The sequence below is a fragment of the Streptomyces sp. NPDC017993 genome, from assembly GCF_044328065.1.
Taxonomy (GTDB): Bacteria; Actinomycetota; Actinomycetes; order Streptomycetales; family Streptomycetaceae; genus Streptomyces.
In genome coordinates this window covers 1-22,952 of the sequence record NZ_JBIRGO010000001.1, presented here as the reverse complement: position 1 = coordinate 22,952, position 22,952 = coordinate 1, and the positions used below count along the sequence as shown (strand labels likewise).

The 22,952-nt window shown below is 70.1% G+C and carries 23 protein-coding genes and 1 rRNA gene; 7 read left to right on the top strand and 17 right to left on the bottom strand.

Annotation, left to right across the window (positions count from 1 at the left end; translation table 11 throughout):
• Window positions 1-54 precede the first annotated feature (54 nt).
• On the top strand, window positions 55-1,830 hold the full coding sequence (gene argS / locus ACH4FH_RS00120) for an arginine--tRNA ligase (RefSeq protein WP_398553456.1): 1,776 nt from the start codon (window positions 55-57) through the stop codon (window positions 1,828-1,830).
• Window positions 1,831-1,893: 63 nt separating this feature from the next.
• On the opposite strand, the gene ACH4FH_RS00115 is transcribed toward argS, so the two are convergent.
• The 4 genes from ACH4FH_RS00115 to ACH4FH_RS00100 all read right to left on the bottom strand — a co-directional run bounded on the left by ACH4FH_RS00115 (window position 1,894) and on the right by ACH4FH_RS00100 (window position 4,949).
• The gene (locus tag ACH4FH_RS00115) at window positions 1,894-2,070 is read right to left on the bottom strand and encodes a CsbD family protein (protein ID WP_398553455.1); all 177 of its coding nucleotides are present in this window, start codon (window positions 2,068-2,070) and stop codon (window positions 1,894-1,896) included.
• Between the two features lie 188 nt (window positions 2,071-2,258).
• Window positions 2,259-3,248 carry a porphobilinogen synthase gene (gene hemB, locus ACH4FH_RS00110; RefSeq protein ID WP_398553454.1) on the bottom strand — a complete coding sequence of 330 codons (990 nt, stop codon included), beginning with the start codon at window positions 3,246-3,248 and terminating at the stop codon, window positions 2,259-2,261.
• Between the two features lie 55 nt (window positions 3,249-3,303).
• Window positions 3,304-4,248: a helix-turn-helix domain-containing protein gene (locus ACH4FH_RS00105; protein ID WP_398553453.1), complete on the bottom strand. Its 945-nt coding sequence runs from the start codon at window positions 4,246-4,248 to the stop codon at window positions 3,304-3,306.
• Window positions 4,249-4,520: 272 nt separating this feature from the next.
• Window positions 4,521-4,949, bottom strand: a complete 429-nt coding sequence (locus tag ACH4FH_RS00100; protein WP_398553452.1) for an ATP-binding protein — start codon at window positions 4,947-4,949, stop codon at window positions 4,521-4,523.
• Between the two features lie 158 nt (window positions 4,950-5,107).
• On the opposite strand from ACH4FH_RS00100, the gene ACH4FH_RS00095 reads away from it, so the two are divergent.
• Together ACH4FH_RS00095 and ACH4FH_RS00090 are read left to right on the top strand one after the other, a co-directional pair.
• Window positions 5,108-5,992, top strand: a complete 885-nt coding sequence (locus tag ACH4FH_RS00095; RefSeq protein WP_398553451.1) for a helix-turn-helix domain-containing protein — start codon at window positions 5,108-5,110, stop codon at window positions 5,990-5,992.
• On the top strand, window positions 5,989-6,255 hold the full coding sequence (locus ACH4FH_RS00090) for a DUF397 domain-containing protein (protein ID WP_398553450.1): 267 nt from the start codon (window positions 5,989-5,991) through the stop codon (window positions 6,253-6,255). The genes ACH4FH_RS00095 and ACH4FH_RS00090 overlap by 4 nt, the downstream gene beginning before the upstream one ends.
• A 62-nt stretch (window positions 6,256-6,317) precedes the next feature.
• Here ACH4FH_RS00090 and ACH4FH_RS00085 read toward each other — a convergent pair whose 3' ends face one another.
• From ACH4FH_RS00085 to ACH4FH_RS00070, 4 genes are all read right to left on the bottom strand, one after another.
• A complete protein-coding gene (locus tag ACH4FH_RS00085; RefSeq protein ID WP_398553449.1) occupies window positions 6,318-7,976 on the bottom strand; it encodes a uroporphyrinogen-III synthase in 1,659 nt (552 codons plus the stop codon).
• Window positions 7,973-9,001: a hydroxymethylbilane synthase gene (hemC, locus tag ACH4FH_RS00080; RefSeq protein WP_398553448.1), complete on the bottom strand. Its 1,029-nt coding sequence runs from the start codon at window positions 8,999-9,001 to the stop codon at window positions 7,973-7,975. The genes ACH4FH_RS00085 and hemC overlap by 4 nt, the downstream gene beginning before the upstream one ends.
• A complete protein-coding gene (locus ACH4FH_RS00075; protein ID WP_398553447.1) occupies window positions 8,998-10,368 on the bottom strand; it encodes a glutamyl-tRNA reductase in 1,371 nt (456 codons plus the stop codon). The genes hemC and ACH4FH_RS00075 overlap by 4 nt, the downstream gene beginning before the upstream one ends.
• Window positions 10,369-10,432: 64 nt before the next feature.
• Entirely contained in the window at window positions 10,433-11,203 is a 771-nt protein-coding gene (locus ACH4FH_RS00070) for a redox-sensing transcriptional repressor Rex (protein ID WP_398553446.1), read from the bottom strand.
• A gap of 334 nt (window positions 11,204-11,537) precedes the next feature.
• Between ACH4FH_RS00070 and ACH4FH_RS00065 the strand changes: the two genes are divergently transcribed.
• The 4 genes from ACH4FH_RS00065 to ACH4FH_RS00050 all read left to right on the top strand — a co-directional run bounded on the left by ACH4FH_RS00065 (window position 11,538) and on the right by ACH4FH_RS00050 (window position 15,534).
• A complete protein-coding gene (locus ACH4FH_RS00065; protein ID WP_398553445.1) occupies window positions 11,538-11,816 on the top strand; it encodes a glutaredoxin family protein in 279 nt (92 codons plus the stop codon).
• Between the two features lie 203 nt (window positions 11,817-12,019).
• The gene (locus ACH4FH_RS00060; protein ID WP_398553951.1) at window positions 12,020-12,949 is read left to right on the top strand and encodes an HAD family hydrolase; all 930 of its coding nucleotides are present in this window, start codon (window positions 12,020-12,022) and stop codon (window positions 12,947-12,949) included.
• Window positions 12,950-13,278: 329 nt separating this feature from the next.
• Window positions 13,279-14,061 carry an ECF subfamily RNA polymerase sigma factor, BldN family gene (locus ACH4FH_RS00055; protein ID WP_393897970.1) on the top strand — a complete coding sequence of 261 codons (783 nt, stop codon included), beginning with the start codon at window positions 13,279-13,281 and terminating at the stop codon, window positions 14,059-14,061.
• A 273-nt stretch (window positions 14,062-14,334) separates the two neighbouring features.
• Window positions 14,335-15,534, top strand: a complete 1,200-nt coding sequence (locus ACH4FH_RS00050; RefSeq protein WP_398553444.1) for a DUF5667 domain-containing protein — start codon at window positions 14,335-14,337, stop codon at window positions 15,532-15,534.
• A gap of 77 nt (window positions 15,535-15,611) precedes the next feature.
• Here ACH4FH_RS00050 and ACH4FH_RS00045 read toward each other — a convergent pair whose 3' ends face one another.
• The 9 genes from ACH4FH_RS00045 to rrf form a co-directional block, all read right to left on the bottom strand.
• Window positions 15,612-16,610: a lysophospholipid acyltransferase family protein gene (locus ACH4FH_RS00045; RefSeq protein ID WP_398553443.1), complete on the bottom strand. Its 999-nt coding sequence runs from the start codon at window positions 16,608-16,610 to the stop codon at window positions 15,612-15,614.
• 15 nt (window positions 16,611-16,625) lie between these two features.
• A complete protein-coding gene (locus tag ACH4FH_RS00040; RefSeq protein WP_398553442.1) occupies window positions 16,626-17,675 on the bottom strand; it encodes an NAD-dependent epimerase/dehydratase family protein in 1,050 nt (349 codons plus the stop codon).
• Between the two features lie 203 nt (window positions 17,676-17,878).
• The gene (locus ACH4FH_RS00035; protein WP_003948845.1) at window positions 17,879-17,977 is read right to left on the bottom strand and encodes a 30S ribosomal protein bS22; all 99 of its coding nucleotides are present in this window, start codon (window positions 17,975-17,977) and stop codon (window positions 17,879-17,881) included.
• Window positions 17,978-18,096: 119 nt separating this feature from the next.
• On the bottom strand, window positions 18,097-18,306 hold the full coding sequence (locus ACH4FH_RS00030) for a helix-turn-helix domain-containing protein (protein ID WP_014144137.1): 210 nt from the start codon (window positions 18,304-18,306) through the stop codon (window positions 18,097-18,099).
• Window positions 18,307-18,433: 127 nt separating this feature from the next.
• On the bottom strand, window positions 18,434-19,249 hold the full coding sequence (locus ACH4FH_RS00025; protein ID WP_398553950.1) for a phosphatase: 816 nt from the start codon (window positions 19,247-19,249) through the stop codon (window positions 18,434-18,436).
• Window positions 19,250-19,440: 191 nt separating this feature from the next.
• Window positions 19,441-20,616 (bottom strand): acetoin utilization protein AcuC, encoded by a 1,176-nt coding sequence (locus tag ACH4FH_RS00020; protein ID WP_398553441.1) that lies wholly within the window; start codon window positions 20,614-20,616, stop codon window positions 19,441-19,443.
• Window positions 20,567-21,850, bottom strand: coding sequence for an MFS transporter (locus ACH4FH_RS00015; protein WP_398553440.1), 1,284 nt, complete (start codon window positions 21,848-21,850; stop codon window positions 20,567-20,569). The genes ACH4FH_RS00020 and ACH4FH_RS00015 overlap by 50 nt, the downstream gene beginning before the upstream one ends.
• Before the next feature lie 109 nt (window positions 21,851-21,959).
• Window positions 21,960-22,604, bottom strand: coding sequence for an HAD family hydrolase (locus ACH4FH_RS00010; protein ID WP_398553439.1), 645 nt, complete (start codon window positions 22,602-22,604; stop codon window positions 21,960-21,962).
• An 83-nt stretch (window positions 22,605-22,687) separates the two neighbouring features.
• Window positions 22,688-22,804 (bottom strand): 5S ribosomal RNA (gene rrf / locus ACH4FH_RS00005).
• Window positions 22,805-22,952: the final 148 nt, after the last annotated feature.

The window sequence follows — 22,952 nt, the reverse complement described above, 5'->3', positions numbered from 1 at the left end:
CGTGGGATACTCGTTGGCAAACCCTTTCCACTCCCGACGGAACGGCTCTTCTCCATGGCCTCGGTCACCTCGCTCGCAGCTTCGGTACACCAGCGCGTCGCGGACGCCCTCTCGGCAGCCCTGCCGGAGGCCGGCGCCGCCGACCCGCTGCTGCGACGAAGCGACCGGGCCGACTTCCAGGCCAACGGCATGCTGGCGCTCGCCAAGAAGCTCAAGGGCAACCCGCGGGAGCTGGCGTCCCAGGTCGTCGAGGGCATCCCGACGGGCAGTGGCGCGGTGATCAAGGAGGTCGAGGTCTCCGGGCCCGGCTTCCTCAACATCACCGTCGCGGACGAGGCGATCATCAAGACGCTCGCCGAGCGCGCGGCCGATGACCGCCTCGGCGTGCCGTACGCCGTGGAGTCCGGCACCACCGTCATCGACTACGCGCAGCCCAACGTCGCCAAGGAGATGCACGTCGGCCATCTGCGGTCCGCCGTGATCGGCGCCGCGATGACCGAGATCCTGGAGTTCACCGGCGAGAAGGTCGTCCGCAGGCACCACATCGGCGACTGGGGCACCCAGTTCGGCATGCTCATCCAGTACCTCATCGAGCACCCGCACGAGCTGGACCACGACGACGGCGAGGTCTCCGGCGAGGAGGCCATGTCCAACCTCAACCGGCTCTACAAGGCGTCGCGTGGCCTCTTCGACTCCGACGAGGAGTTCAAGGACCGGGCCCGCCGCCGGGTCGTGGATCTCCAGGCGGGCGACGAGGAGACCCTCGCGCTGTGGCGGCGGTTCGTCGACGAGTCGAAGATCTACTTCTACTCGGTCTTCAACAAGCTCGACATGGAGATCCGCGACGTCGACGTGGTCGGCGAGTCCGGCTACAACGACATGCTGGAGGAGACCTGCCGCATCCTGGAGGAGACCGGCGTCGCGGTCCGCTCCGACGGTGCGCTCTGCGTCTTCTTCGACGATGTGAAGGGCCCGGACGGCAATCCGACCCCGCTGATCGTCAAGAAGTCCAACGGCGGCTACGGCTACGCCGCCACCGACCTCTCCGCGATCCGCGACCGCGTCCAGAACCTCGGCGCGTCCACCCTGCTGTACGTCGTCGACGCCCGCCAGTCGCTGCACTTCAAGATGGTCTTCGAGACCGCCCGCCGGGCCGGCTGGCTGGGCGACAAGGTCGACGCCGTCCAGCTCGCGTTCGGCACGGTCCTCGGCAAGGACGGCAAGCCGTTCAAGACCCGTGAGGGCGAGACGGTGCGGCTGGTGGACCTCCTCGACGAGGCGATCGAGCGGGCGACGACGGTCGTACGCGAGAAGAACAACGAGAAGATCGCGCTCACCGAGGAAGAGATCGTCGCGAACGGTGTCCAGATCGGCATCGGCGCGGTGAAGTACGCCGACCTCTCGACGTCCGCCTCCCGCGACTACAAGTTCGACCTGGACCAGATGGTCTCGCTCAACGGCGACACCTCGGTGTACCTCCAGTACGCCTACGCCCGTATCCAGTCGATCCTTCGGCTCAGCGGCGACGCCCGGCCCGCGGCCCACCCCGAGCTCGAACTCGCCCCGGCCGAGCGGGCGCTGGGCCTGCACCTCGACCAGTTCTCCGAGGTGCTGGCCGAGGTCGCCGGCTCCTTCGAGCCGCACAAGCTCGCCGCGTACCTCTACCAGCTCGCTTCCCTCTACACGACCTTCTACGACCAGTGCCCGGTCCTGAAGGCCGAGGGCGGCCCGGACCAGATCGCCAACCGGCTGTTCCTGTGCGACCTGACGGCTCGCACCCTGCACCAGGGCATGGCCCTGCTCGGCATCCGCACCCCCGAGCGCCTCTGACGGCTCACCGCCTGCCGCACACGTCGCCCCCGCCCGGCCGGAGCCGGACGGGGGCGCTGTGCGTCAATGCCCTCGCATCGTGTGCTTGGCCTTCTGCGCGGAGTCCAGCGAGTGGCCCGCGGATTTCTCCGCCCGGCCCTCCGCCTGCATCCGACGGTTGCCCATCGCTCGGCCGGCGGCTTCCTTGACGGTGCCGCGAGCCTGCGCGCCCTTGGCCTGCATCGTGCGCTTGGCAGTCATGGTGTTCCCTCTCCTCGATCGGTCGGGGTCTTCCTTGACACAGGGCGCGTGCCCGGGGCCCACCGGGCGAAACCCGCGACCACGAAGCCCGCTACGACGACCGCTACGACGAGGCTCCCGCCCCCGGTCGCCCGGGAACGGGAGCCACAGCGGGGCGGGCACCGCGCCGGCGACCGCCCTGCCGCACATCACAGCCCCTGCGCGACCTCCGTCGCCCAGTAGGTCAGGATCATGTTGGCGCCCGCGCGCTTGACGCCCGTCAGGGTCTCCAGGATCGCCTTCTCCCGGTCGATCCAGCCCTTCTCGGCAGCCGCCTCGACCATCGCGTACTCACCGGAGATCTGGTACGCCGCGACCGGCACGTCCACCGCGTCCGCGATCTTCGCCAGCACGTCGAGGTACGGCAGCGCCGGCTTGACCATGACCATGTCGGCGCCCTCCTCCAGGTCGAGCGCCAGCTCACGCAGCGACTCGCGGAGGTTGGCCGGGTCCTGCTGGTAGGTCTTGCGGTCGCCCTTGAGCGAGGAGCCGACGGCCTCGCGGAACGGGCCGTAGAACGCCGACGAGTACTTCGCGGTGTAGGCGAGGATCGAGACGTCCTCGTGCCCGGTCTGGTCCAACGCATCCCGGACCACACCGACCTGACCGTCCATCATGCCGCTGGGGCCCACCACATGGACGCCCGCGTCGGCCTGGACCTGCGCCATCTCGGCGTACCGCTCCAGCGTCGCGTCGTTGTCGACCCGGCCGTCGGAGTCCAGCACACCGCAGTGGCCGTGATCGGTGTACTCGTCCAGGCACAGGTCCGACATGATGACGAGATCGTCGCCGACCTCGGCCTTCACATCGCGGATGGCGACCTGGAGGATGCCGTCGGGGTCCGTGCCGGCCGTGCCGAGCGCGTCCTTCTTCTCGTCCTCCGGCACACCGAAGAGCATGATCCCGGCGACGCCCGCCGCGACCGCCTCGGCGGCGGCCTTCCGCAGCGTGTCACGGGTGTGCTGGACGACGCCCGGCATCGCGGAGATCGGCACCGGCTCCGAGATGCCCTCCCGGACGAACGCCGGGAGGATCAGGTCGGACGGATGCAGGCGGTACTCCGCGACCATCCGCCGCATGGCGGGGGTGGTGCGCAGTCGACGCGGCCGCGCCCCGGGGAAGCTTCCGTACTTCGTCATACGGCCACGCTACGCCCGCCCCACCCGTGCCTTTGCCGACTGGGCGTCGGACGGGTCAGGCCACGAGAACGGTGCCTCCGGCCGTCGGCTGCGAGCGGCAGTCGCGGCAGCACCCCGGCTGCTCGGCGCGGAAGGCGCGGTCACAGCCGTCGCAGGTCTGCAGTGGGTGCGGACGGGGACGAGCGTCTGCGGCGGGGCCTGCTGAGGCCGTGGGCCCTGCGGGAAGGGGTGGCGGAAGCAGCTCCCGGAGACGGTGGGCGAGCAGCCCGGCCGGGCTCTCCACCTCGGGCGGGAGGTTCGCGGTCAGAGCGCGATGGACGGCCGCGTTCGTGGCGCCGTTGTCGAACCATGCGATGGCGTCGGGGGCGAGGCGGCGTACGTCCCGTGCGGAGAGAGTGAGCCGGTCGTCGGTGCGACGCAGGGCCGCGAGGAGGGCGACGGCTGCATCCTGGTGCTCGCTGCGAGGCGCGTCCGCGGGCGCGGGCGACACCCGCGGCACGGGTGGCACGGCCGCGACCGGCCTTACGGGGCGGGGCTCGGCCGGAGCGGGTGCCGGAGCGGGTGGCGACGGGGGCTTCGCCTCCTGGCCGCGGCCGATCGCCGTACGGCCCTGGGTGCTGCCATGGCCCTGGGCGCCGCCTGGGGCGTTGTGGGCGTAGGTCCGGGTGATGACGCGGCCGCCCGGGACGCGTTCCCGTACCCGCTCGATGTAGCCGTGCGCCTCCAGCTCCCGCAGCGCGAAGGCGATCCGGTCACGCCCCTCGGGGAAACGAGCGGCGAGGGTGCGGATATCGACGGACGCGCCCTCGGGCAGCGACAGGATGTGGGTGCCCACCCCGATCGCGGTCAGGGACAGTTCGCGGTGCTGTGCGAGGTGATTGCCGATGATCGTGTAGCGATCGGGCTGATGTCGCGTGATGTGGGTGACCCCGGCGTGGGTGGCAGTTCGCCGAACACGGGGATGGGCGCGCACAGCGGCGCTAGGCTTCTTCTCAGCCATCAGGGAAGGTTCTGCTTCCTCTGGAGGTCAGGCCCTCGCACTGGGATGCCAGTCCCGGCGGGGGCCGTCGCATGTCTGTGGTTGTCAGGAGCGACCCTGCCCGCCCAAACCTCCGCCGCGCCAGCCGAGTTGAGGCGGTTCACCCCCATGGGTGACGAATCCGGGGTTTGGTTGGTTTGGAAGGTTCTTTCCCCGGGTTCTTTGTTCTTGATCGCCCGCCCTGCCGCCGCCCGGACCACCGGATCCCGCGTTTCCGGGCTCCGGTCCGGCGCTCAGCGACCGGCATCGAGAGCGAGTTCCGCCCAGACCGTCTTGCACGGCCCCGGCCCGTCCTCGACACCCCACCGGTCCGCCAACTCCGCCACGAGCAGCAGCCCGTAGCCGAACTCCGCCGGGCAGCCACAGGTGGCCGGTGGACGGGCAGGCAGCCGGTCACCTCGGGCGTCGGTCACCTCGATACGGAGCGTATGACCGTGGACGGCGAGCCTGAGCCGGAAGTCCCGCCCCGGTACGCGTCCGTGGAGCGCGGCGTTGGCGGCGAGTTCGGCGACGACAAGGGCGGCGGCATCCAACGGGAGCTCCCAGGAACGGAGTTGCTCCGTGGCGAGCAGCCGGGCGAGCCGGGCACCTCTGCGGGTGGCGGAGAGCTGGACGGCGAACTGCCGCGTACTGGTGCCGGATACGGCGACTTCTTGATTCATGTCACTCAGCGTGGCGACTCCTGTGCACACTGAGAAGCGCTGACGCCTGTGCGTACGGAGACTGTCCCGGGCTTGTCCAGTGCTGTCCCGGCTGTCCGGAGTGACGCTGCGCGGCGGGTGGGAGTTGAACGGGAACGGCATCTCGGAGGTGGTCACGGATGGACGTGGACGGCGTGGACGGCGGGGACGGCGAGAACACGGACAGCGGGGCGGACGAGCCGGGCTGGGACGTCGATCCGGACGACGAGTCGGGGGCGGCGGTGGTCGCGACAGTGGGCCGCCAGCTCAAGGCATGGCGCGAGGCGGCCGGCCTGCGGGCCTGCGAACTCGGAGCGGCGATCGGGTACGGCGAGGACCTGATCTACAAGGTGGAGGGCGGACGCCGGATCCCCCGGCCGGAGCTGCTGGACAGAGCGGACGAAGTGCTGCGGGCGGGCGGCAAGTTGGCCGCCATGAAACGGGATGTGGCGGAGGCCCGGTACCCGAAGAAGGTGCGGGACTTGGCGAAGCTGGAGGCCAAGGCGGTGGAGGTGGCGGCGTACCACCACCACAACATCAATGGCCTGTTGCAGACCGAGGAGCACATGCGGGCGCTGTTCGCGGGGTGGCTGCCCGCGTACACGGAAGGCGAGATGGATCGCATGGTGGATGCCCGGATGGCTCGGCGGTCCATCTTCGATCGGGATCCCATCCCACTCAGCTTCGTGCAGGAAGAGGTGACGCTTCGCCGTCCGGTCGGAGGCACAATGGTGTGGCGCCGACAGCTCGAACGCCTTCTGGAGGTGGGGAAGTTGCGGAATGTCACGATCCAAGTGATGCCGACCAGTTGCGAGGAACATCCCGGGACCGGTGGGCTGATCGAGGTGCTGAAGTTCCCCGACGGCACCGCGGTGGGGCGTTCCGAGGGCGCGTTCAGCGGCCGCCCGGTATCCGACCCCAAACAGCTCAGGATCCTTGAGTTGCGCTACGGGATGATCCGGGCCCAGGCTCTCACGCCACGGGAGTCACTGGCCTTCATCGAGCAGGTACTGGGAGAGACATGACCCTGAAGTCCTCTGCCGGAGGTACTTCCGAGCTGGAGTGGTTCAAGAGCAGCTACAGCAGCAGCGGTGACGGCAACGACTGCGTCGAAGTCGCCTGGACCAAGAGCAGCTACAGCAACAGCAGCGAAGGTGACTCCTGCGTCGAGGTGGCGACCGCCCCCGACACCATCCGCATCCGCGACTCCAAGAACCCCGATGGCCCCCAGCTCACCTTCGCTCCCACCACCTGGGCCGACTTCCTGCCGTACGTCTCCGGACACTGACGCACTAAACAGCCATGCCCCGCACCCGACGGATCGGGGCGGGGCACGTGATTACCGGCTGCTCAGCTACGGGCGCGTCTCCGCGACCCCGGCCGCCGCTCGCTCGGCCGGGTGACCGGGTCCCCGGCGTCGAGCGCGGCATCGCGCCGCGCCGCACCGAAGTCCGCGAGCGCCTCGGCCAGCTTGTGCACCGACGGCTCCGGCGACATGACGTCCACGCGCAGCCCGTGCTCCTCGGCGGTCTTCGCCGTGGCCGGACCGATACAGGCGATCACCGTCACGTTGTGCGGCTTGCCGGCGATACCGACGAGGTTCCGCACCGTGCTCGACGACGTGAAGAGCACCGCGTCGAAGCCGCCGCCCTTGATGGCTTCCCGGGTCTCGGCCGGCGGCGGCGACGCGCGCACCGTCCGGTAGGCGGTGACGTCGTCGACCTCCCAGCCCAGCTCGATCAGACCGGCCACCAGGGTCTCGGTGGCGATGTCGGCGCGCGGCAGGAACACCCGGTCGATCGGGTCGAAGACCGGGTCGTAGGGCGGCCAGTCCTCCAGCAGCCCGGCAGCGGACTGCTCACCGCTCGGCACCAGGTCGGGCTTCACACCGAAGGCGACCAGCGCCTTGGCGGTCTGCTCGCCGACCGCGGCGACCTTGATCCCGGCGAACGCGCGGGCGTCCAGGCCGTACTCCTCGAACTTCTCCCGGACGGCCTTGACGGCGTTGACCGAGGTGAAGGCGATCCACTCGTAGCGGCCGGTGACCAGGCCCTTGACCGCGCGCTCCATCTGCTGCGGGGTGCGCGGCGGCTCCACGGCGATCGTCGGCACCTCGTGCGGCACCCCGCCGTACGAGACGAGCTGGTCGGAGAGCGACGCGGCCTGCTCCTTCGTACGCGGCACGAGCACCCGCCAGCCGAAGAGCGGCTTGGACTCGAACCACGACAGCTGGCCACGCTGCGCTGCGGCGCTGCGCTCACCGACCACGGCTATGACCGGCTGGCCCCCGTCGGGCGAGGGCAGCACCTTGGCGGCCTTGAGCACCTGGGCGACGGACCCGAGGGTCGCGTTCCAGGTGCGCTGCCGGGTGGTGGTGCCGGCGACCGTGACGGTCAGCGGGGTGTCGGGCTTGCGGCCGGCGGCCACCAGCTCCCCGGCGGCCGCGGCCACCGAGTCCAGCGTGGTGGTCACGACGGCGGTCGCGTCGCTGGCGCCGAGTTCGGTCCAGCAGCGGTCGTCGGCGCTGCGGGCGTCGACGAAGCGCACGTCCGTGCCCTGCGCGTCGCGCAACGGCACACCGGCGTACGCGGGCACGCCGACCGCGGCGGCGACGCCGGGCACGACCTCGAAGACGATGCCCTCGGCGGCGCACGCCAGCATCTCCTCGGCGACATACCCGTCGAGGCCGGGGTCACCGGCGACGGCTCGCACCACCCGCTTGCCCGCACGGGCCGCCGCCATGACAAGATTGGCGGTGTCCCGCAGGGGCGAAACGTCGGTGGAGGCGCCGGTAATTGACGCCTCGTCAGTCGACGTCTGCAGTGGTGTGTCGACCTGTGCCCGCGCATGCACGCGGACGACGTCCAGCACCTGCGGGTCGGCGATCAGCACGTCCGCGGTGGCCAGCGCCTCCACGGCACGCAGCGTCAGCAGACCCGGGTCTCCCGGCCCGGCACCCAGGAAGGTGACCTGACCGGAGGCGGAGTGGTTCGGGGCGGTGGGGTTCAAAGTGCTCGCTCCCCCATAAGACCGGCCGCACCCTTTGCGAGCATCTCGGCGGCGAGTTCTCGACCCATGTCCTGCGGGGTCGATACATCGTCGGGAGAGGCGGGTACGTGCCCGGTGGTGGACAGCTGCACCATCGCGCTGCCGTCGGTCGTGCCGACGACGCCGCGCAGGTGCATTTCGGTGACAGCCTGCTCGTCAGCCTTGGGGTCTCCCCTGCTCGAACGAAGTCGAGAGCTTGGGGAAAGGTCGGCCAGCGCACCCACAGGTGCGGAGCAGCCGGCCTCCAGGGCGGCGAGCAGGGAACGCTCGGCGGTCACGGCGGCCCGGGTGAACGGGTCGTCGAGCTCGGCGAGCAGGGCGGCGAGTTCTGCGTTGGACGCAGCGCACTCGATCGCCAGTGCCCCCTGGCCGGGGGCGGGCAAAACCACGTCGGGCGACAGCAGCTGCGTCGCCTCGTCGATGCGGCCGATCCGGATGAGTCCGGCGGCGGCCAGTACGACCCCGTCCAGCTCGCCCTTGGTGACGAAGCCGATCCGGGTGTCGATGTTGCCACGTATCGGCACCGTCTCCACCTGCCGGCCGAGCGACCTGGCCCAGGCGTTCAGCTGCGCCATGCGGCGCGGCGAACCGGTGCCTATCCGCGCCACCCGGTCCGGGGACGCGGTGAGCTCCTCGAAGGTCAGCCCGTCCCTGGCGATCAGCGCGTCCCTGGGGTCCTCACGCACCGGAACGGCGGCCAGGGTCAGGTTCTCGGGCTGCGCCGTGGGCAGGTCCTTGAGCGAATGGACGGCGAAGTCGATCTCCCCTGCGAGCAGTGCGTCGCGCAGGGCGGAGACGAACACGCCGGTGCCGCCGATCTGCGCGAGGTGCTCGCGGGAGGTGTCGCCGTAGGTGGTGATCTCCACCAGCTCGACGGGGCGACCCGTCAGCTCGCGCACCGCCTCGGCGACCTGTCCGGACTGGGCCATCGCGAGCTTGCTTCGCCGCGTGCCCAGTCTCAGGGCCCTCATAGTGCTGTCAGTCATGCCCGCTCCCGTGCTGCATCGTGCCTGTCGGCCCGCGTGTCGGCCCTGCTGACGGCGGCGACCGTCTGGGGGTCGAGGTCGAAGAGTTCCCGCAGCGCGTCCGCGTAGCCGGCGCCGCCGGGCTCACTCGCGAGCTGCTTGACCCGCACGGTGGGCGCGTGCAGGAGTTTGTCGACGACACGGCGCACGGTCTGGCTGATCTCCGCGCGCTGCTTGTCGTCAAGGTCGGGGAGGCGGCCGTCGAGCCGGGCGATCTCGCCCGTGACGACGTCCGCCGCCATGGTGCGCAGCGCGACCACGGTGGGGGTGATGTGCGCGGCACGCTGCGCGGCGCCGAACGCGCTGACCTCGTCGGAGACGATGCCGCGCACCTGGTCCACGTCGGCCGCCATCGGCGCGTCCGCGGACGCGTCGGCCAGCGACTCGATGTCGACGAGGTGCGCGCCATCGATCCGGTGGATGGCGGCGTCGATGTCGCGCGGCATCGCCAGGTCGAGCAGCGCCAGCGGGGCCTCCCGCTCGGCGAGCGCGGCGGCGACCACGAGACCGGCGAGGACCAGGCCGGTGGCGCCGGTGCAGGACACGACGATGTCGGCCCGGGACAGCTCCTCCTCGACGGCGGTCATCGCCACGGCGCGCGCGGTCAGCCTGTTCGCGGCACCGGGCCCGCCCGGCTCGGTCAGGATCTGGGTGAGCCGCTCGGCGCGCTCCACGGTCCGGTTGGCGACCGCCAGGTCACCGATGCCCGCCCGTACGAGGGTGGTGGCGGCCAGCGAGGACATCGAACCGGCGCCGATCACCAGCGCCCGCTTGCCCTTGGCCCACGTCTCGACGTCGGTGTCGCCCGCGAGCTGCTCCAGGCCGAAGGTGACCAGCGACTGGCCGGCCTTGTCGATGCCCGTCTCGCTGTGGGCGCGCTTGCCGACCCGCAGGGCCTGCTGGAACAGGTCGTTCAGCAGGCGGCCCGCGGTGTGCTGCTCCTGGGCGACGGCCAGCGCGTCCTTGATCTGCCCGAGAATCTGCCCCTCGCCGACGACCATCGAGTCCAGGCCGCACGCCACCGAGAAGAGGTGGTGGACGGCACGGTCCTCGTAGTGGACGTACAGATAAGGGGTGAGCTCCTCCAGGCCGGCACCGCTGTGGCGGGCCAGCAGGGTGGACAGCTCGGCGACTCCGGCGTGGAACTTGTCCACGTCGGCGTAGAGCTCGATGCGGTTGCAGGTGGAGAGCACCGCGCACTCGGTGGCCGGCTCGGTCGACACCGCGTCCTGCAGCAGCTTGCCGCGCGCCTCGGGGGCGAGGGCGGCCCGCTCCAGCACGCTGACCGGCGCGCTGCGGTGGCTCAGCCCGACAACAAGGAGGCTCATGCTCGCACCTCACTCCGCGCGGTACAGCTTTCGCCCGTGCCGCGCTTCTCCCTCATTCGCTCGCTCATGCCGGCATCACGGCGGGCACGTCCCCGTCCGGTCCCTTGCGGTTGGCCGCCGCGGCCGCGGCGCGGGAGACGGGGGCCGGCGGGCCACCGTCCTGCGCCGCCTCCTCGCCCGCCTTGCGCTGCTCGTGGAAGGCGAGGATCTGCAGCTCTATGGACAGGTCGACCTTCCGCACGTCCACCCCGTCCGGGACGGTCAGCACGGTCGGCGCGAAGTTGAGGATCGACGTGATCCCGGCGGCGACCAGGCGGTCGCAGACCTGCTGGGCCGCGCCCGCCGGCGTCGCGATGACGCCGATCGAGACGCCGTTGTCGTCGATGATGTGCTCGAGCTCGTCGGTGTGCTGCACGGCGATGCCGGCGACCGGCTTGCCGGCCATGGCCGGGTCGGCGTCGATCAGCGCGGCCACCCGGAACCCGCGGGAGGCGAAACCGCCGTAGTTGGCGAGCGCGGCGCCGAGGTTGCCGATACCGACGATGACGACGGGCCAGTCCTGCGTCAGTCCCAGCTCTCGCGAGATCTGGTAGACGAGGTACTCCACGTCGTAGCCGACACCGCGCGTCCCGTAGGAGCCGAGGTAGGAAAAGTCCTTGCGCAGCTTGGCGGAGTTGACCCCCGCCGCGGCCGCGAGCTCCTCGGAGGAGACCGTGGGTACCGAACGCTCGGAGAGCGCGGTCAGGGCGCGCAGATACAGCGGAAGCCGGGCGACGGTGGCCTCGGGGATGCCTCGGCTTCGGGTCGCCGGTCGGTGAGTTCGGCCAGTTGCCACGGTGCTCCTGCGGGTAGAGCGGGGCTGCGGGCGGCCGTACGTCCCCCGACCGCCCCGTCTACAGCAGGCTATGTCTTTGTGAACGCGTGCACAAAGATGGTGTCCGTTTTGTCCGCCCAAAGTGACCGGGGTCACGCGGCTTTTCCCGGTGTGCGCGGAACCAACTCCCACGTCACTCCGTTCGCCCGCGCAGCCCTCATATCGCGGCAATACAGACGGGAGCACGCACCCTCACTCCTCATCGTCATGCCCCCGGAAACCTACAAATCGCCCACCGATCGTAATCGACCGGGCAGCACTCCAAAACCGCCGTGCGACCGGGCACAATGGCCGCATGGCACCCCTGTTCAGCCGCGGCACCCGCAAGAATCCGGCCGATTGCATGGTCACCCTCATCGGCAAGCCGGGCTGCCACCTGTGCGACGACGCACAGAAAGTGATCGAGACCGTCTGCGCGGAGACCGGCGCGTCCTGGGAGAAGAAGGACATCACCGAGGACGCCGAACTGCACCACAAGTACTGGGAGCAGATTCCCGTCGTCCTCGTCGACGGCGCCCAGCACGACTTCTGGCGGGTCGACCCGGCACGCCTGCGCGCCGCCCTGGGCGCCTGACGGCCCCACCCCGCCCACGGCCTCCAGCGACAGCCCCCGGGGCGCCCCTCCGGAGCGCCGCCCGTAATGGCCTTAACACGCCCGTCGACCACGACGTGCCTGCCTGACATGCAGGCGTAACCGGCCGCACCGAACAAACTGGCTAGGCTAGCCGCATGGCCCACCCGTCGCCCGCCCACCGCCCCGGCAGGAGCTCCTCCGGGATGCACTTCCCCACGGGATGGTTCACCCGCCGCAGACGAGCCGCCACCGCGCGCAGCGTGCTGGCCGGCGAGGCCGCGGCCGAGGCCGCCCGCAAAAGCTCCCAGGAGCTGCCCGAGGTCGAGGAGACCCCGGAAGAGCCCGAGTTCCCGGTCGTCGGGGACGTCGCCGCCGCCGCCTTCTTCGACCTCGACAACACCGTCATGCAGGGCGCCGCGCTCTTCCACTTCGGCCGCGGCCTCTACAAGCGGCATTTCTTCCACAAGCGCGACCTGACCCGCTTCGCCTGGCAGCAGATCTACTTCCGGCTGGCCGGCTCGGAGAACCCCGAGCACATGGCGGACGTCCGCAACAGCGCGCTGTCCATCGTCCAGGGCCACCGTGTCGCCGAACTGATGTCCATCGGCGAGGAGATCTACGACGAGTACATGGCCGAGCGTGTCTGGCCGGGCACCCGCGCCCTGGCCCAGGCCCACCTCGACGCCGGCCAGAAGGTCTGGCTGGTGACTGCGGCCCCCGTGGAGACCGCGACGATCATCGCCCGCAGGCTCGGCCTGACCGGCGCGCTGGGCACCGTCGCCGAATCCGTCGGCGGCGTCTACACCGGCAAGCTGGTGGGCGAACCGCTGCACGGCCCGGCCAAGGCCGAGGCCGTCCGCGCGCTCGCCTCCGCCGAGGGACTCGACCTCTCGCGCTGCGCCGCCTACAGCGACTCCGCCAACGACATCCCGATGCTGTCGCTCGTCGGGTATCCCTACGCGATCAATCCCGACAGCCGACTACGCAAGCACGCCCGCGAACAGGGCTGGCGACTGCGTGATTACCGAACAGGCCGCAAAGCGGTCAAGATCGGAATCCCGGCGGCGGCCGGAGTGGGCGCCCTCGCGGGCGGTGCCGCGGCAGCTGTGGCGCTGCAACGCCGCCGCCGCTGACCAGGACTGATCACCGGTCGGCGCGGCGGGCATCCTCGTTACCTACCCCCGCCGCGCCCCCGGCAGTCCGACTGCCGCGGCTCAACCACAACACGCCCTCCAACCAGGCAGATTGCGTTCCCTTCCGATCAAAAGTTGCTCAATATTCGATACTTGATCTGCCACCAACCCGGCACGGACCGTAAGTAATCGATGATTTGAGCAACTGGGTGTAGCGCTGCCTGTACGAAGCGTTATTCTCCTCAGACGCAATCCGGAACCCACACGTCCCTACGACGAGTGAATGGTCCCGCACTGCACGTGATGGAAGCTCTGCCTCTGGGAGTCCCGTGTACCCACACGTCGGGGTTGACGCCTCGGGCCTGGCTACGCTGCGTACGACACTCGTCGACCACCTGCGCAGTTTTGTCCCCACCGCGTACGCCGTCCCCGCATTCGCCTCAGCCGTCCCCGCCGGCCCCTGCTACGCCTTGGCCGACGGGAGTGCTGCGGTCGGCAAGGCCGCCGGCAGAACCCGCCGTTCCGGCGCCGGCACGACCACCGCCCGTCGCCCCGCCGACAGCGACAGCCGTCGCATGATGGATCTTGTCGAACGAGCCCAGGCCGGCGAGGCCGAGGCCTTCGGCCGGCTCTACGACCAGTACGCCGACACGGTCTACCGCTACATCTACTACCGCGTGGGCGGCCGTGCCACGGCCGAAGACCTCACCAGTGAGACGTTCCTGCGCGCCCTGCGCCGTATCGGCACCTTCACCTGGCAGGGCCGTGACTTCGGCGCCTGGCTGGTGACCATCGCCCGCAACCTCGTCGCCGACCACTTCAAGTCCTCCCGTTTCCGCCTGGAAGTCACCACCGGGGAGATGCTCGACGCCAACGAGGTCGAGCGCAGCCCCGAGGACTCGGTCCTCGAATCCCTTTCCAACGCCGCCCTGTTGGAGGCGGTACGCAAGCTCAACCCCCAACAGCAGGAATGCGTCACGCTTCGCTTCCTTCAGGGCCTCTCGGTCGCCGAGACCGCCCGCGTCATGGGCAAGAACGAGGGGGCGATCAAGACCCTCCAATACCGAGCGGTCCGCACCCTCGCCCGCCTGCTCCCCGAAGACGCCCGCTGACCCCGACAACCCGTCCTTCACCGACCCCCCGCACACCCACTTGCCCTCACGCTTGGTGACCTGTCATGACCGGTCGGTCACATCATCGTGAGTGCGTAACCCGAGTGCCGCGCCGCTCGTTGTGCGGGATGCAGGCTCCATGCGGTCACGCCATGCCCGCTGCCTCTCACTCTTTCGAGTGGCCGCGGATATCGGCGTGCAACCGTCCGGTCCGTCTGGACAGTCAAAGCCAGTCCGGGGAGTCGAGCGGGATGACGAGAGGAGGTGCCGCCCGTGATCGCGAATGTCTCGGTGCACCGGCGGGCCAACGCCTTCGCCCAGGCCCTGGAGGAGCAGGTCCTTGAGGGCGCGGCGGCCGAGGACCAGGTCGACAATCCGGCGCAAACGCCGGGAGAAGCACGACTGTTGGCGGTTGCCGACGGCCTCGGGGAACTCCCGAGGCCGGAGATGGCAACCGAGGTCAAGACTGTCCAGCGCGCCCAGCTCGTCGCCGCGATGGAGGCCGCCTTCGCCGAAGGCGCTCCGTCCGACGACACCAGGGTGCCCGAGCAGCGCACATCCAAGGGGGCGCACCGCGCGACCCCATCGATCGGCCGGCTGCGCCCGCGCTCCCGCCTCTCCAAGAGGCTGGCCGCGGGCGGACTGACGGTCGGCGTCGCCGCCGGGGCCTTCGGCGGCGTCGCAGCGGCCAGTTCCGACGCCCTTCCGGGCGATTCGCTCTACGGCCTCAAACGCGGAATGGAGGACCTCAAACTCGGCATGTCCGACGACGACTCCGACCGCGGACAGCTCTACCTCGACCAGGCCTCGACACGCATGATGGAGGCCCGGCGGCTGATGGAGCGCGGGCGGGTCGCCGACCTCGACCACGAGTCCATCGGCGAGGTCCGCAAGGCGCTCTCCGGTGTCCGGCACGACGCCGGGGAGGGACACCGCCTGCTGCACGAGGCGTACGAACGCGACGGCTCGCTCGGCCCCATCCAGGCGCTGAACTCCTTCACCAAGTCGCATCGCGACAGTTGGTCGCGGCTGCGCGACCGGCTCCCGGTTCAGCTCACGGATGTCCGCGATCAGGTCAGCTCGGTCTTCGACGCCATAGACGAAGAGGTCGGACCGCTGCGTTCGTTGCTGCCGGCCACGCCGGGCGGCAAGCACGCGCGCAAGGAGGCGCCCGGCACCGCGGGCACCGGATCGGGTCGGAGCGGCCGGCCGGCTCCTTCGGGCAGCGAATCCACCTCCGGCAAGCACGGCAAGGGTGGCCACGCTCCGCGCCCGTCGGCCTCACCGTCCCAGGACGACGGCCTGCTCGGCGGCAACACCGGCGGTCTGCTGGGCCAGCCGTCCAAGGGCGGCAGTCCCAGCCCGGACGGCAGCGGCAAGGACACCCCCGCCGCGCCCGACGTCACCCTCCCGCCGCTGATCCCGGGGCTCCTTCCCGGCCTGGGCATCGACGGCGAGGACCTCCCGAAGTAAGAGGTCCGCCCCGACGGTCCGCGCGTGCGGCGGGCCCAAGCAAGTCCCCGAGCCGACGCTCGGTGTTCTTCAGCTCCTCAGAAGAACACCGAGCGTCGCTGCACGAGCAGCTTGTACAGCGTGTGCTGAATCGTTTCTCGCACCTGATCGGTCAGGTTGAACATCAGCATCGGATCGTCGGCCGCCTCCGGCGGATAGCCGTCCGTCGGGATCGGCTCACCGAACTGGATCGTCCACTTCGTCGGCAGCGGCACGCCCCCGAGCGGCCCCAGCCACGGGAACGTCGGCGTGATCGGGAAGTACGGCAGCCCCAGCACCCGCGCCAGCGTCTTGGCGTTGCCGATCATCGGATAGATCTCCTCCGCGCCCACGATCGAGCACGGCACGATCGGCACCCCGGCGGTCAGCGCCGTCGAGACGAAGCCGCCCCGCCCGAAGCGCTGGAGCTTGTAGCGGTCCGCGAAGGGCTTCCCGATGCCCTTGAAGCCCTCCGGCATCACCCCGACGATCTCACCGCGCTCCAGGAGCCGCTGCGCGTCCTCCGCGCAGGCGAGGGTGTGCCCGGCCTTGCGCGCCAGCTCGTTTATCACCGGCAGCACGAACACCAAGTCGGCAGCCAGGAGGCGGAGGTGACGCCGGGCCGGGTGGTTGTCGTGCACGGCGACCTGCAGCATCAGGCCGTCCAGCGGCAGCGTCCCGGAGTGGTTGGAGACGACGAGTGCCCCACCCTCGGTGGGGATGTTCTCGATGCCCTTCACCTCGACCCGGAAGTACTTGTCGGCCAGCGGCCGCAGCACCGACATCAGCACCTGGTCGGTGAGTTCCTCGTCATAGCCGAAGTCGTCGACCTCGTAGTCGCCCGTGATCCGCCGGCGCAGGAAGCTCAGCCCGCCCGCGATCCGCTCGTCAAGGCTCCGCCCGGCGGCGGGCCGCTCGGGCAGCACCGGCTCCTCCGGGCCGGACCGCGCCTCCGGCACGGGCACCAGGCCCGCCTTACGCCCCTCGCGCACGGCCCGCCTGGCCTTTCTGCGCGCCCGAGGCTCCTCGCCGAAAGGAATGACCTTGGCGTCCGCCATGGTGGATTGAACTCCTCACTGGGTCGGGCCGCCGCGTGCGGGCAGCACGCCGGCGAGCCGGTCGACGGTGCGGGCGAGGGACTCGGGCGGCAACAGCCCGGGTCCGCGGCTGCGGGCGAATTCCGCGAAGGTCTCCGCCGTCGTGTACTGCGGGTGGAACCCCAGTGTCTCGCGCATCTGCGTCGTCTGGACGACTCTGCCGTGCGTCAGCATCCGGATCTGTTCCGGGGAGAAGTCGGTGATCCCGACGGAGCGCAGCGCCGAGCCGGCCCACGTCACCGTCGGGAGGAACAGCGGCAGCGTGGGCCGTCCCAGCCGCCGTGAGGTCTGCGAGAGCAGCAGGACGCCCTCTCCGGCGATATTGAACGTGCCGCTGTTGAGCGTGCCGCGACGCGGTTCGGAGGCGGCGATGCGCAGCACCTCGATGGCGTCGTCCTCGTGCAGGAACTGCAGCCGCGGGTCGTAGCCGAAAACCGTCGGCAGGACGGGCAGCGAGAAGTACTCGGCGAGCGGGGAGTCCGCGGACGGCCCCAGGATGTTGGCGAAGCGCAGCACGCACACCGCCACGTCGGGCCGGCGCCGCGCGAAGCCCCGTACGTACCCCTCGACCTCCACGGCGTCCTTGGCGAAGCCGCCGCTCGGCAGAGACTTGGGCGTCGTGGTCTCCGTGAACACGGCGGGGTCACGGGGCGCCGAACCGTAGACGCTGGTGGTGGACTTGATGACCAGGCGCCGCACGTTCGGGGCCTTCTGGCAGGCCCCGAGGAGCTGCATGGTCCCGATGACATTCGTCTCCTTCACCGAGCCACGGCCACCACGGCTGCCCAGCGGCGTGCCGTTGATATCCATGTGGACCACGGTGTCGACGCCCGTCTCGGCCAGGACTCGCGCGATCGCCGGATGCCGGATGTCGGCCTTGAGGAACTCGGCGCCGCCCAGATGGTGCTCCGGTGGCACGGCATCGACCCCGATCACCCGGTCGACGTCGGGATCACGCTGGATACGGCGTACGAACCGGCCGCCCAACTGCCGCGCGACTCCCGTGACGAGCACGACCTTGCCCAAGATCAGCCCTTCCTTCGCCCCTCGACGTCCGCCTGAGCCGAGCTGTACGCGCCACGCTATCGGGTCGGTGTTGCGCTGTGATGACCCCACGATGCCGTCCGCGACATTTCCCGCCCCGCGCACCGCCCATACGGCCCACAAAGCACCGCAGCCCCCCACCACAGGTGTGTGGTGGGGGGCTGCGAAATCGCGATCAGCGTCGCTTACTTCTTGTTACGACGCTGAACACGGGTGCGCTTGAGCAGCTTGCGGTGCTTCTTCTTTGCCATCCGCTTGCGCCGCTTCTTGATAACAGAGCCCACGACTACCCTCGCTTACTTCGAATCACTCGGTGCGGGGCGTCCGAGCCCACACTACCTACATCGGGCCAGCCTACCCGGCGCCGGGCGTACGGCGTAATCCGAGGGTCCGAGAGGGCTCCTCAGGCCGATTCCACCCCCACATAGGACTCACGGAGGTAGTCGTGCACCGCCTGCTCCGGGACCCGGAAGGACCTTCCCACCCGGATCGCCGGCAGATGACCGCTGTGCACCAAGCGGTACACGGTCATCTTCGACACTCGCATCACCGTGGCGACTTCCGCCACTGTCAGAAACACGACCTCGTTCAGAGGCCTCTGGTCTGCGGCCATGACACACCTGCACCTTCCGCATAAGACGGGCACCGGCTTCCCCTCCGGTGACTCTTCGTCGCTATGCGCTCACTCCCCAATTTAGGGGCGGGTGATGCGAGTGGGGAAGAGGAGCAGCGAAGCGCGCCTACTGTGACAGACACGCCCGATTGAGTACATAGCGCGTCAGGGGCCGGTAGTACGCGGACCGTACGGCGTCATCGAGCGGCACCACCGCGGACACCCGCCCCTCGGCCTGCCCGACGAACAGCGCGGGATCGTCGGTGTCCGCCAGGCCGATCGCCTCGATGCCCAGTTGACCTGCTCCGCAGACCCATCCGTGGTCCCCGATCACCAACCCCGGCAGCGGGCCCCGGGCATCCGCCGCGGCCGCGAGAGCGGTGCGTACCGGCAACGGGGAATGGGTGTGCACGCCCCCCTCACCAGGTGCGCCCCGCACGCCGGTCTCGCGCATCAGCGCGACTCCCCGTACGTATGAGAGTGCGTGCGTACGTACGCCGAACCGGGTCGCTATGTCGACACGGCAGCCATACGCCGGGGTGAGTACGGGGCAGCCCGCCGCCGAGAGGGCGTCTGCGAGGGCGGCGTAGAACTCCAGCAGGCGGTGCGGATGCCCCGTGCCGATCAGCACCGGCGTCCGCCGGCCCGCCGCCTCACCGATCCGGTCGGCGAAGCCGTCCAACCCCGCGATCGTCCGATCGGGATCGATCAAGTCGGGGCCGGAAGTGTGTGCAGGATCGACCGATACCCCGCACTTCTGCCCCATCAGTCGCAGTACTTCCGCGACCGGCCAGTCCCCCTCGGGGTCCAGCCCGAGCAGCACCCGCGGGTCACGCGCGGAGAAGAGCCGATAGCGGCTCAGGCTCTTCTCGCGCAGGGTCGCGATCCTGCCCGCGAGCCGCGCCTCGATCAGGTGCGCGCGCAGCGCCCCGGTGCCCAACACGACGCTCATGCTGGTCCGTTGGTCGGCTACCGGATGCCCTAACCGACGGGTAGTCACACATCCGGGGGCACGAGGACGCGTACGCCGCCCGCCCATGTCCCGCACGCGCTAAAGCAGAGCGCCATCGGCGCCACCGCCCGAGCGGCCCGTACCCCGGCCGGCCTCCTCGCCACCCGCCGTCGCGGCAGCCCTCAGGGCAGCAGCCCGTGCGAAGGGAACACCGCCCGGCGCGTCGCCAGCACCGCCTGGTCCAGCCGGTCCGCCGGGTCGTAGCCACCGTCGGCGAAGTCCCGCCAGTGCGGCGTACGCCCGTCCGTCATCCGCAACTGCCCCAACTGCCGGGTCCTGCGGAACACTTCGTGCCGCCAGGACTCCGGCACCGTCGACGTCGGATCGATCGGCCGTCCTGCCGCGATCGCCGTCAGATGTGTCCAACTGCGCGGCACCACGTCCACCACCTCGTAGCCGCCGCCACCGAGGGCGACCCAGCGGCCGTCCGCGTGCTCATGCGCCAGGTCGTGGCAGGACTCCGCCACCGAACGCTGCGCGTCGAGGCTCACCGCCAGATGCGCCAGCGGGTCCTCGAAGTGGGTGTCCGCGCCGTGCTGCGTCACCAGCACCTGCGGGCGGAACGCCCCCAGCAGCTCCGGCACCACCGCGTGAAAGGCCCGCAACCAGCCCTCGTCCCCGGTCCCGGCCGGCAGCGCCACATTGACCGCGCTGCCCTCCGCGGCCTCGCCGCCGGTCTCCTCCGGCCAGCCGGTCTGCGGGAAGAGCGTCCGCGGGTGCTCGTGCAGCGAGATCGTCAGGACCCGCGGGTCGTCCCAGAACGCCGCCTGAACGCCATCGCCGTGGTGCACGTCCACATCCACATAGGCGACGCGCTCGACGCCCAGCTCCAGCAGCCGGGCGATCGCCAGCGCGGCGTCGTTGTAGATGCAGAAGCCGGCCGCACCGCCCGGCATGGCGTGGTGCAGCCCACCTGTGAAGTTCACCGCGTGCAGCGCGTCACCGCGCCAGACGGCCTCGGCCGCGCCCACGGACTGCCCGGCGATCAACGCCGCCGCCTCGTGCATACCGGCGAAGGCCGGATCGTCCTCCGTGCCCAGGCCGTACGCGGTGTCCGCGGCGGACGGATCGGCCGACGCGGCCCGGACCGCCGCGATGTAGTCCTCGCGGTGCACCAGCCGCAGGGTGGAGTCCCCTGCGGGCTTGGCGGCGATCACCTCCAGAGGCCCTCGGTCAAGCTCGAACGCCTCCACCAGGCGCATGGTCAGCGCGAGCCGGACCGGGTCCATGGGGTGCCCGGGCCCGAAGTCATAGCTCGTTACTGCCTCGTCCCACATCAGCTGTGCTCGGCCGCTCATGCCTGTCACCGTATCGGGCCTGTTGAGAACCGAACGAACGGGCATACACGAGCGTCACCAGCACGAGAGCCATCGGGACCAGCATGGCCCCGCGGTAACTCCAGGCATCGCCCAGAGCCCCCACCAGAGGGGAACCGACCAAAAAACCGACATAGTTGAAGATGTTCAACCGTGCCACGGCCGTGTCCGAAGCCCCCGGGAACAGCCGCCCGGCCGCCGCGAACGTCTGCGGCACAATCACACAAAGCCCCAGGCCCAACAGTGTGAATCCCGCCATTCCGGCCCACGCCCCGGGCGCGACCGCCACCACCGCGAACCCGGCCGCGGCCACCACAGCCCCGGTCCGCACCACCGCGGCCGCCCCGAACCGCCGCACCCCCAGGTCACCGACCGCGCGTCCCAGCAGCGTGGTGACCATGTAGACGTTGTACGGGACGGTGGCGAGCTGCTCGGAGCTGCCCAGCACGTCCTGCAGATACTTGGCGCTCCAGTTGGAGACCGTCGAATCCCCGATGTACGCGAACGCCATCACCAGACACAGCGGCCACAGCAGCTTCATCACGACAGGCCCGCCGGACGACGCGGCACCGGCCGGTGAGGCCCCGACCGCGGCACTGTCCGCCGGAGGGGCCTCCGCCCCCGCTGCGAGTCCCACCGCCTCCCGGTCCACGAACCACCGGCCCACGCCCAGCGCGAGCGGCACCAGCACGGCCACCACCGGCCCGTACAGCACCGCGAGCGACAGCTGCCAGTGCGCCCCGGCCCAGGCCAGCGAGGCCCCCACGATGCCGCCCAGGCTGTACGCGGCGTGGAAGCCCAGCATGATGCTCCGCCCGTACGCCCTCTGCAGGCTCACCCCGAGCATGTTCATCGAGGCATCCAGCGCACCCACGGACAACCCGAACACCGCCAGCGCCACCGCAACCTGCGCCATGGAGCCGACGGCCCCGGCAGCGAGCAGCGCCAGACACACCACAGGCTGCGCACTCCGCAGCACCACACTCGGCCGGACCCGCTTCACCAGGTGCTCGGTGACGACACTGCCGACCCCGGCCAGGACCGGCACCGCCGCCAGGAACGCCGGCAACAGACCGTCCGAGATGCCGTAGCGGTCCTGGATCGCCGGTATACGGGTCACGAGGAGGGCGAAGACCGCACCCTGGATGAAAAAGCTCAGACCGAGCGAGAGCCGGCCGTGCCGCAGCTGCGCTCCAGGTACCCGAGGGGCCGTCATGGCGGCTCAGCCTAGAACTCCCCACTACCACTGGGTAGATGGATCACCTCACCAATTCCGACTGATGCCCAGGGGGTGAAGCGGCGGTCGTCCGGGGCGGCCCGCGCGGCTACTGCAGCAAGTGCGGCAGTTCCGCCATGTCGGAGAACAGCGCCGTGGCTCCGGCGAGCTTCGTCCCGGCCGTCATCGCCGTGAAGCCGTAGACGTCCATTCCCGCCGCGACGGCCGCCTGCACCCCCAGCGGGCTGTCCTCGACGACCGCGCACCGCTCGGGCGCCACACCCATCTGCCGCGCGGCGTACAGGAACAGGTCGGGTGCCGGCTTGCCCCGCCCGACGTCCTGCGACGAGAAGATCCGCTCGTCCCCGAACCGCGCGAACAGCCCGGTCTTGTGCAGCGCCACCCGGATACGCTCATGGCTCCCCGACGAGCCGACGCAGTAGGGCACCCCGTCCGCCGCGAGCTTCTCCAGGACCTCGGTCACGCCCGGCACGGGCTCCAACTGCCGGCGGAACGCCTCGAATACCCGGGCGTGGAAGGTCTCGTCGAACTCCTCCGGCAGCCGCTGGCCGTACCGCTCGAGGACGACATCGTGGATGCGGTGCATGGCGGAGCCCATGTAGTCGCGCAACGATTCCTCGTAGGTGGTGGGGCGGCCCACTTCGGTGAGGTACGCGGCGAGAATCCGGTTCGAAAGGGGCTCGCTGTCCACGAGGACGCCGTCGTTGTCGAAAATGACCAGGTCGTAGCGCATACCCCGAGGGTAGCGAGCGTGCCGGAAACGCGAAAAAGCCCCGTGAGGAACCTGAGTTCCTCACGGGGCTTTTCACAAAAATTGTTCGGCGGCGTCCTACTCTCCCACAGGGTCCCCCCTGCAGTACCATCGGCGCTGAAAGGCTTAGCTTCCGGGTTCGAAATGTAACCGGGCGTTTCCCTAACGCAATGACCACCGAAACACTATGAAGTTGACCAACCCGGCATGGACACAGGTCGTTACTTCAGAACCTACACAGTGGACGCGAGCAACTGAGGACAAGCCCTCGGCCTATTAGTACCAGTCAACTCCAACCGTTACCGGTCTTCCATATCTGGCCTATCAACC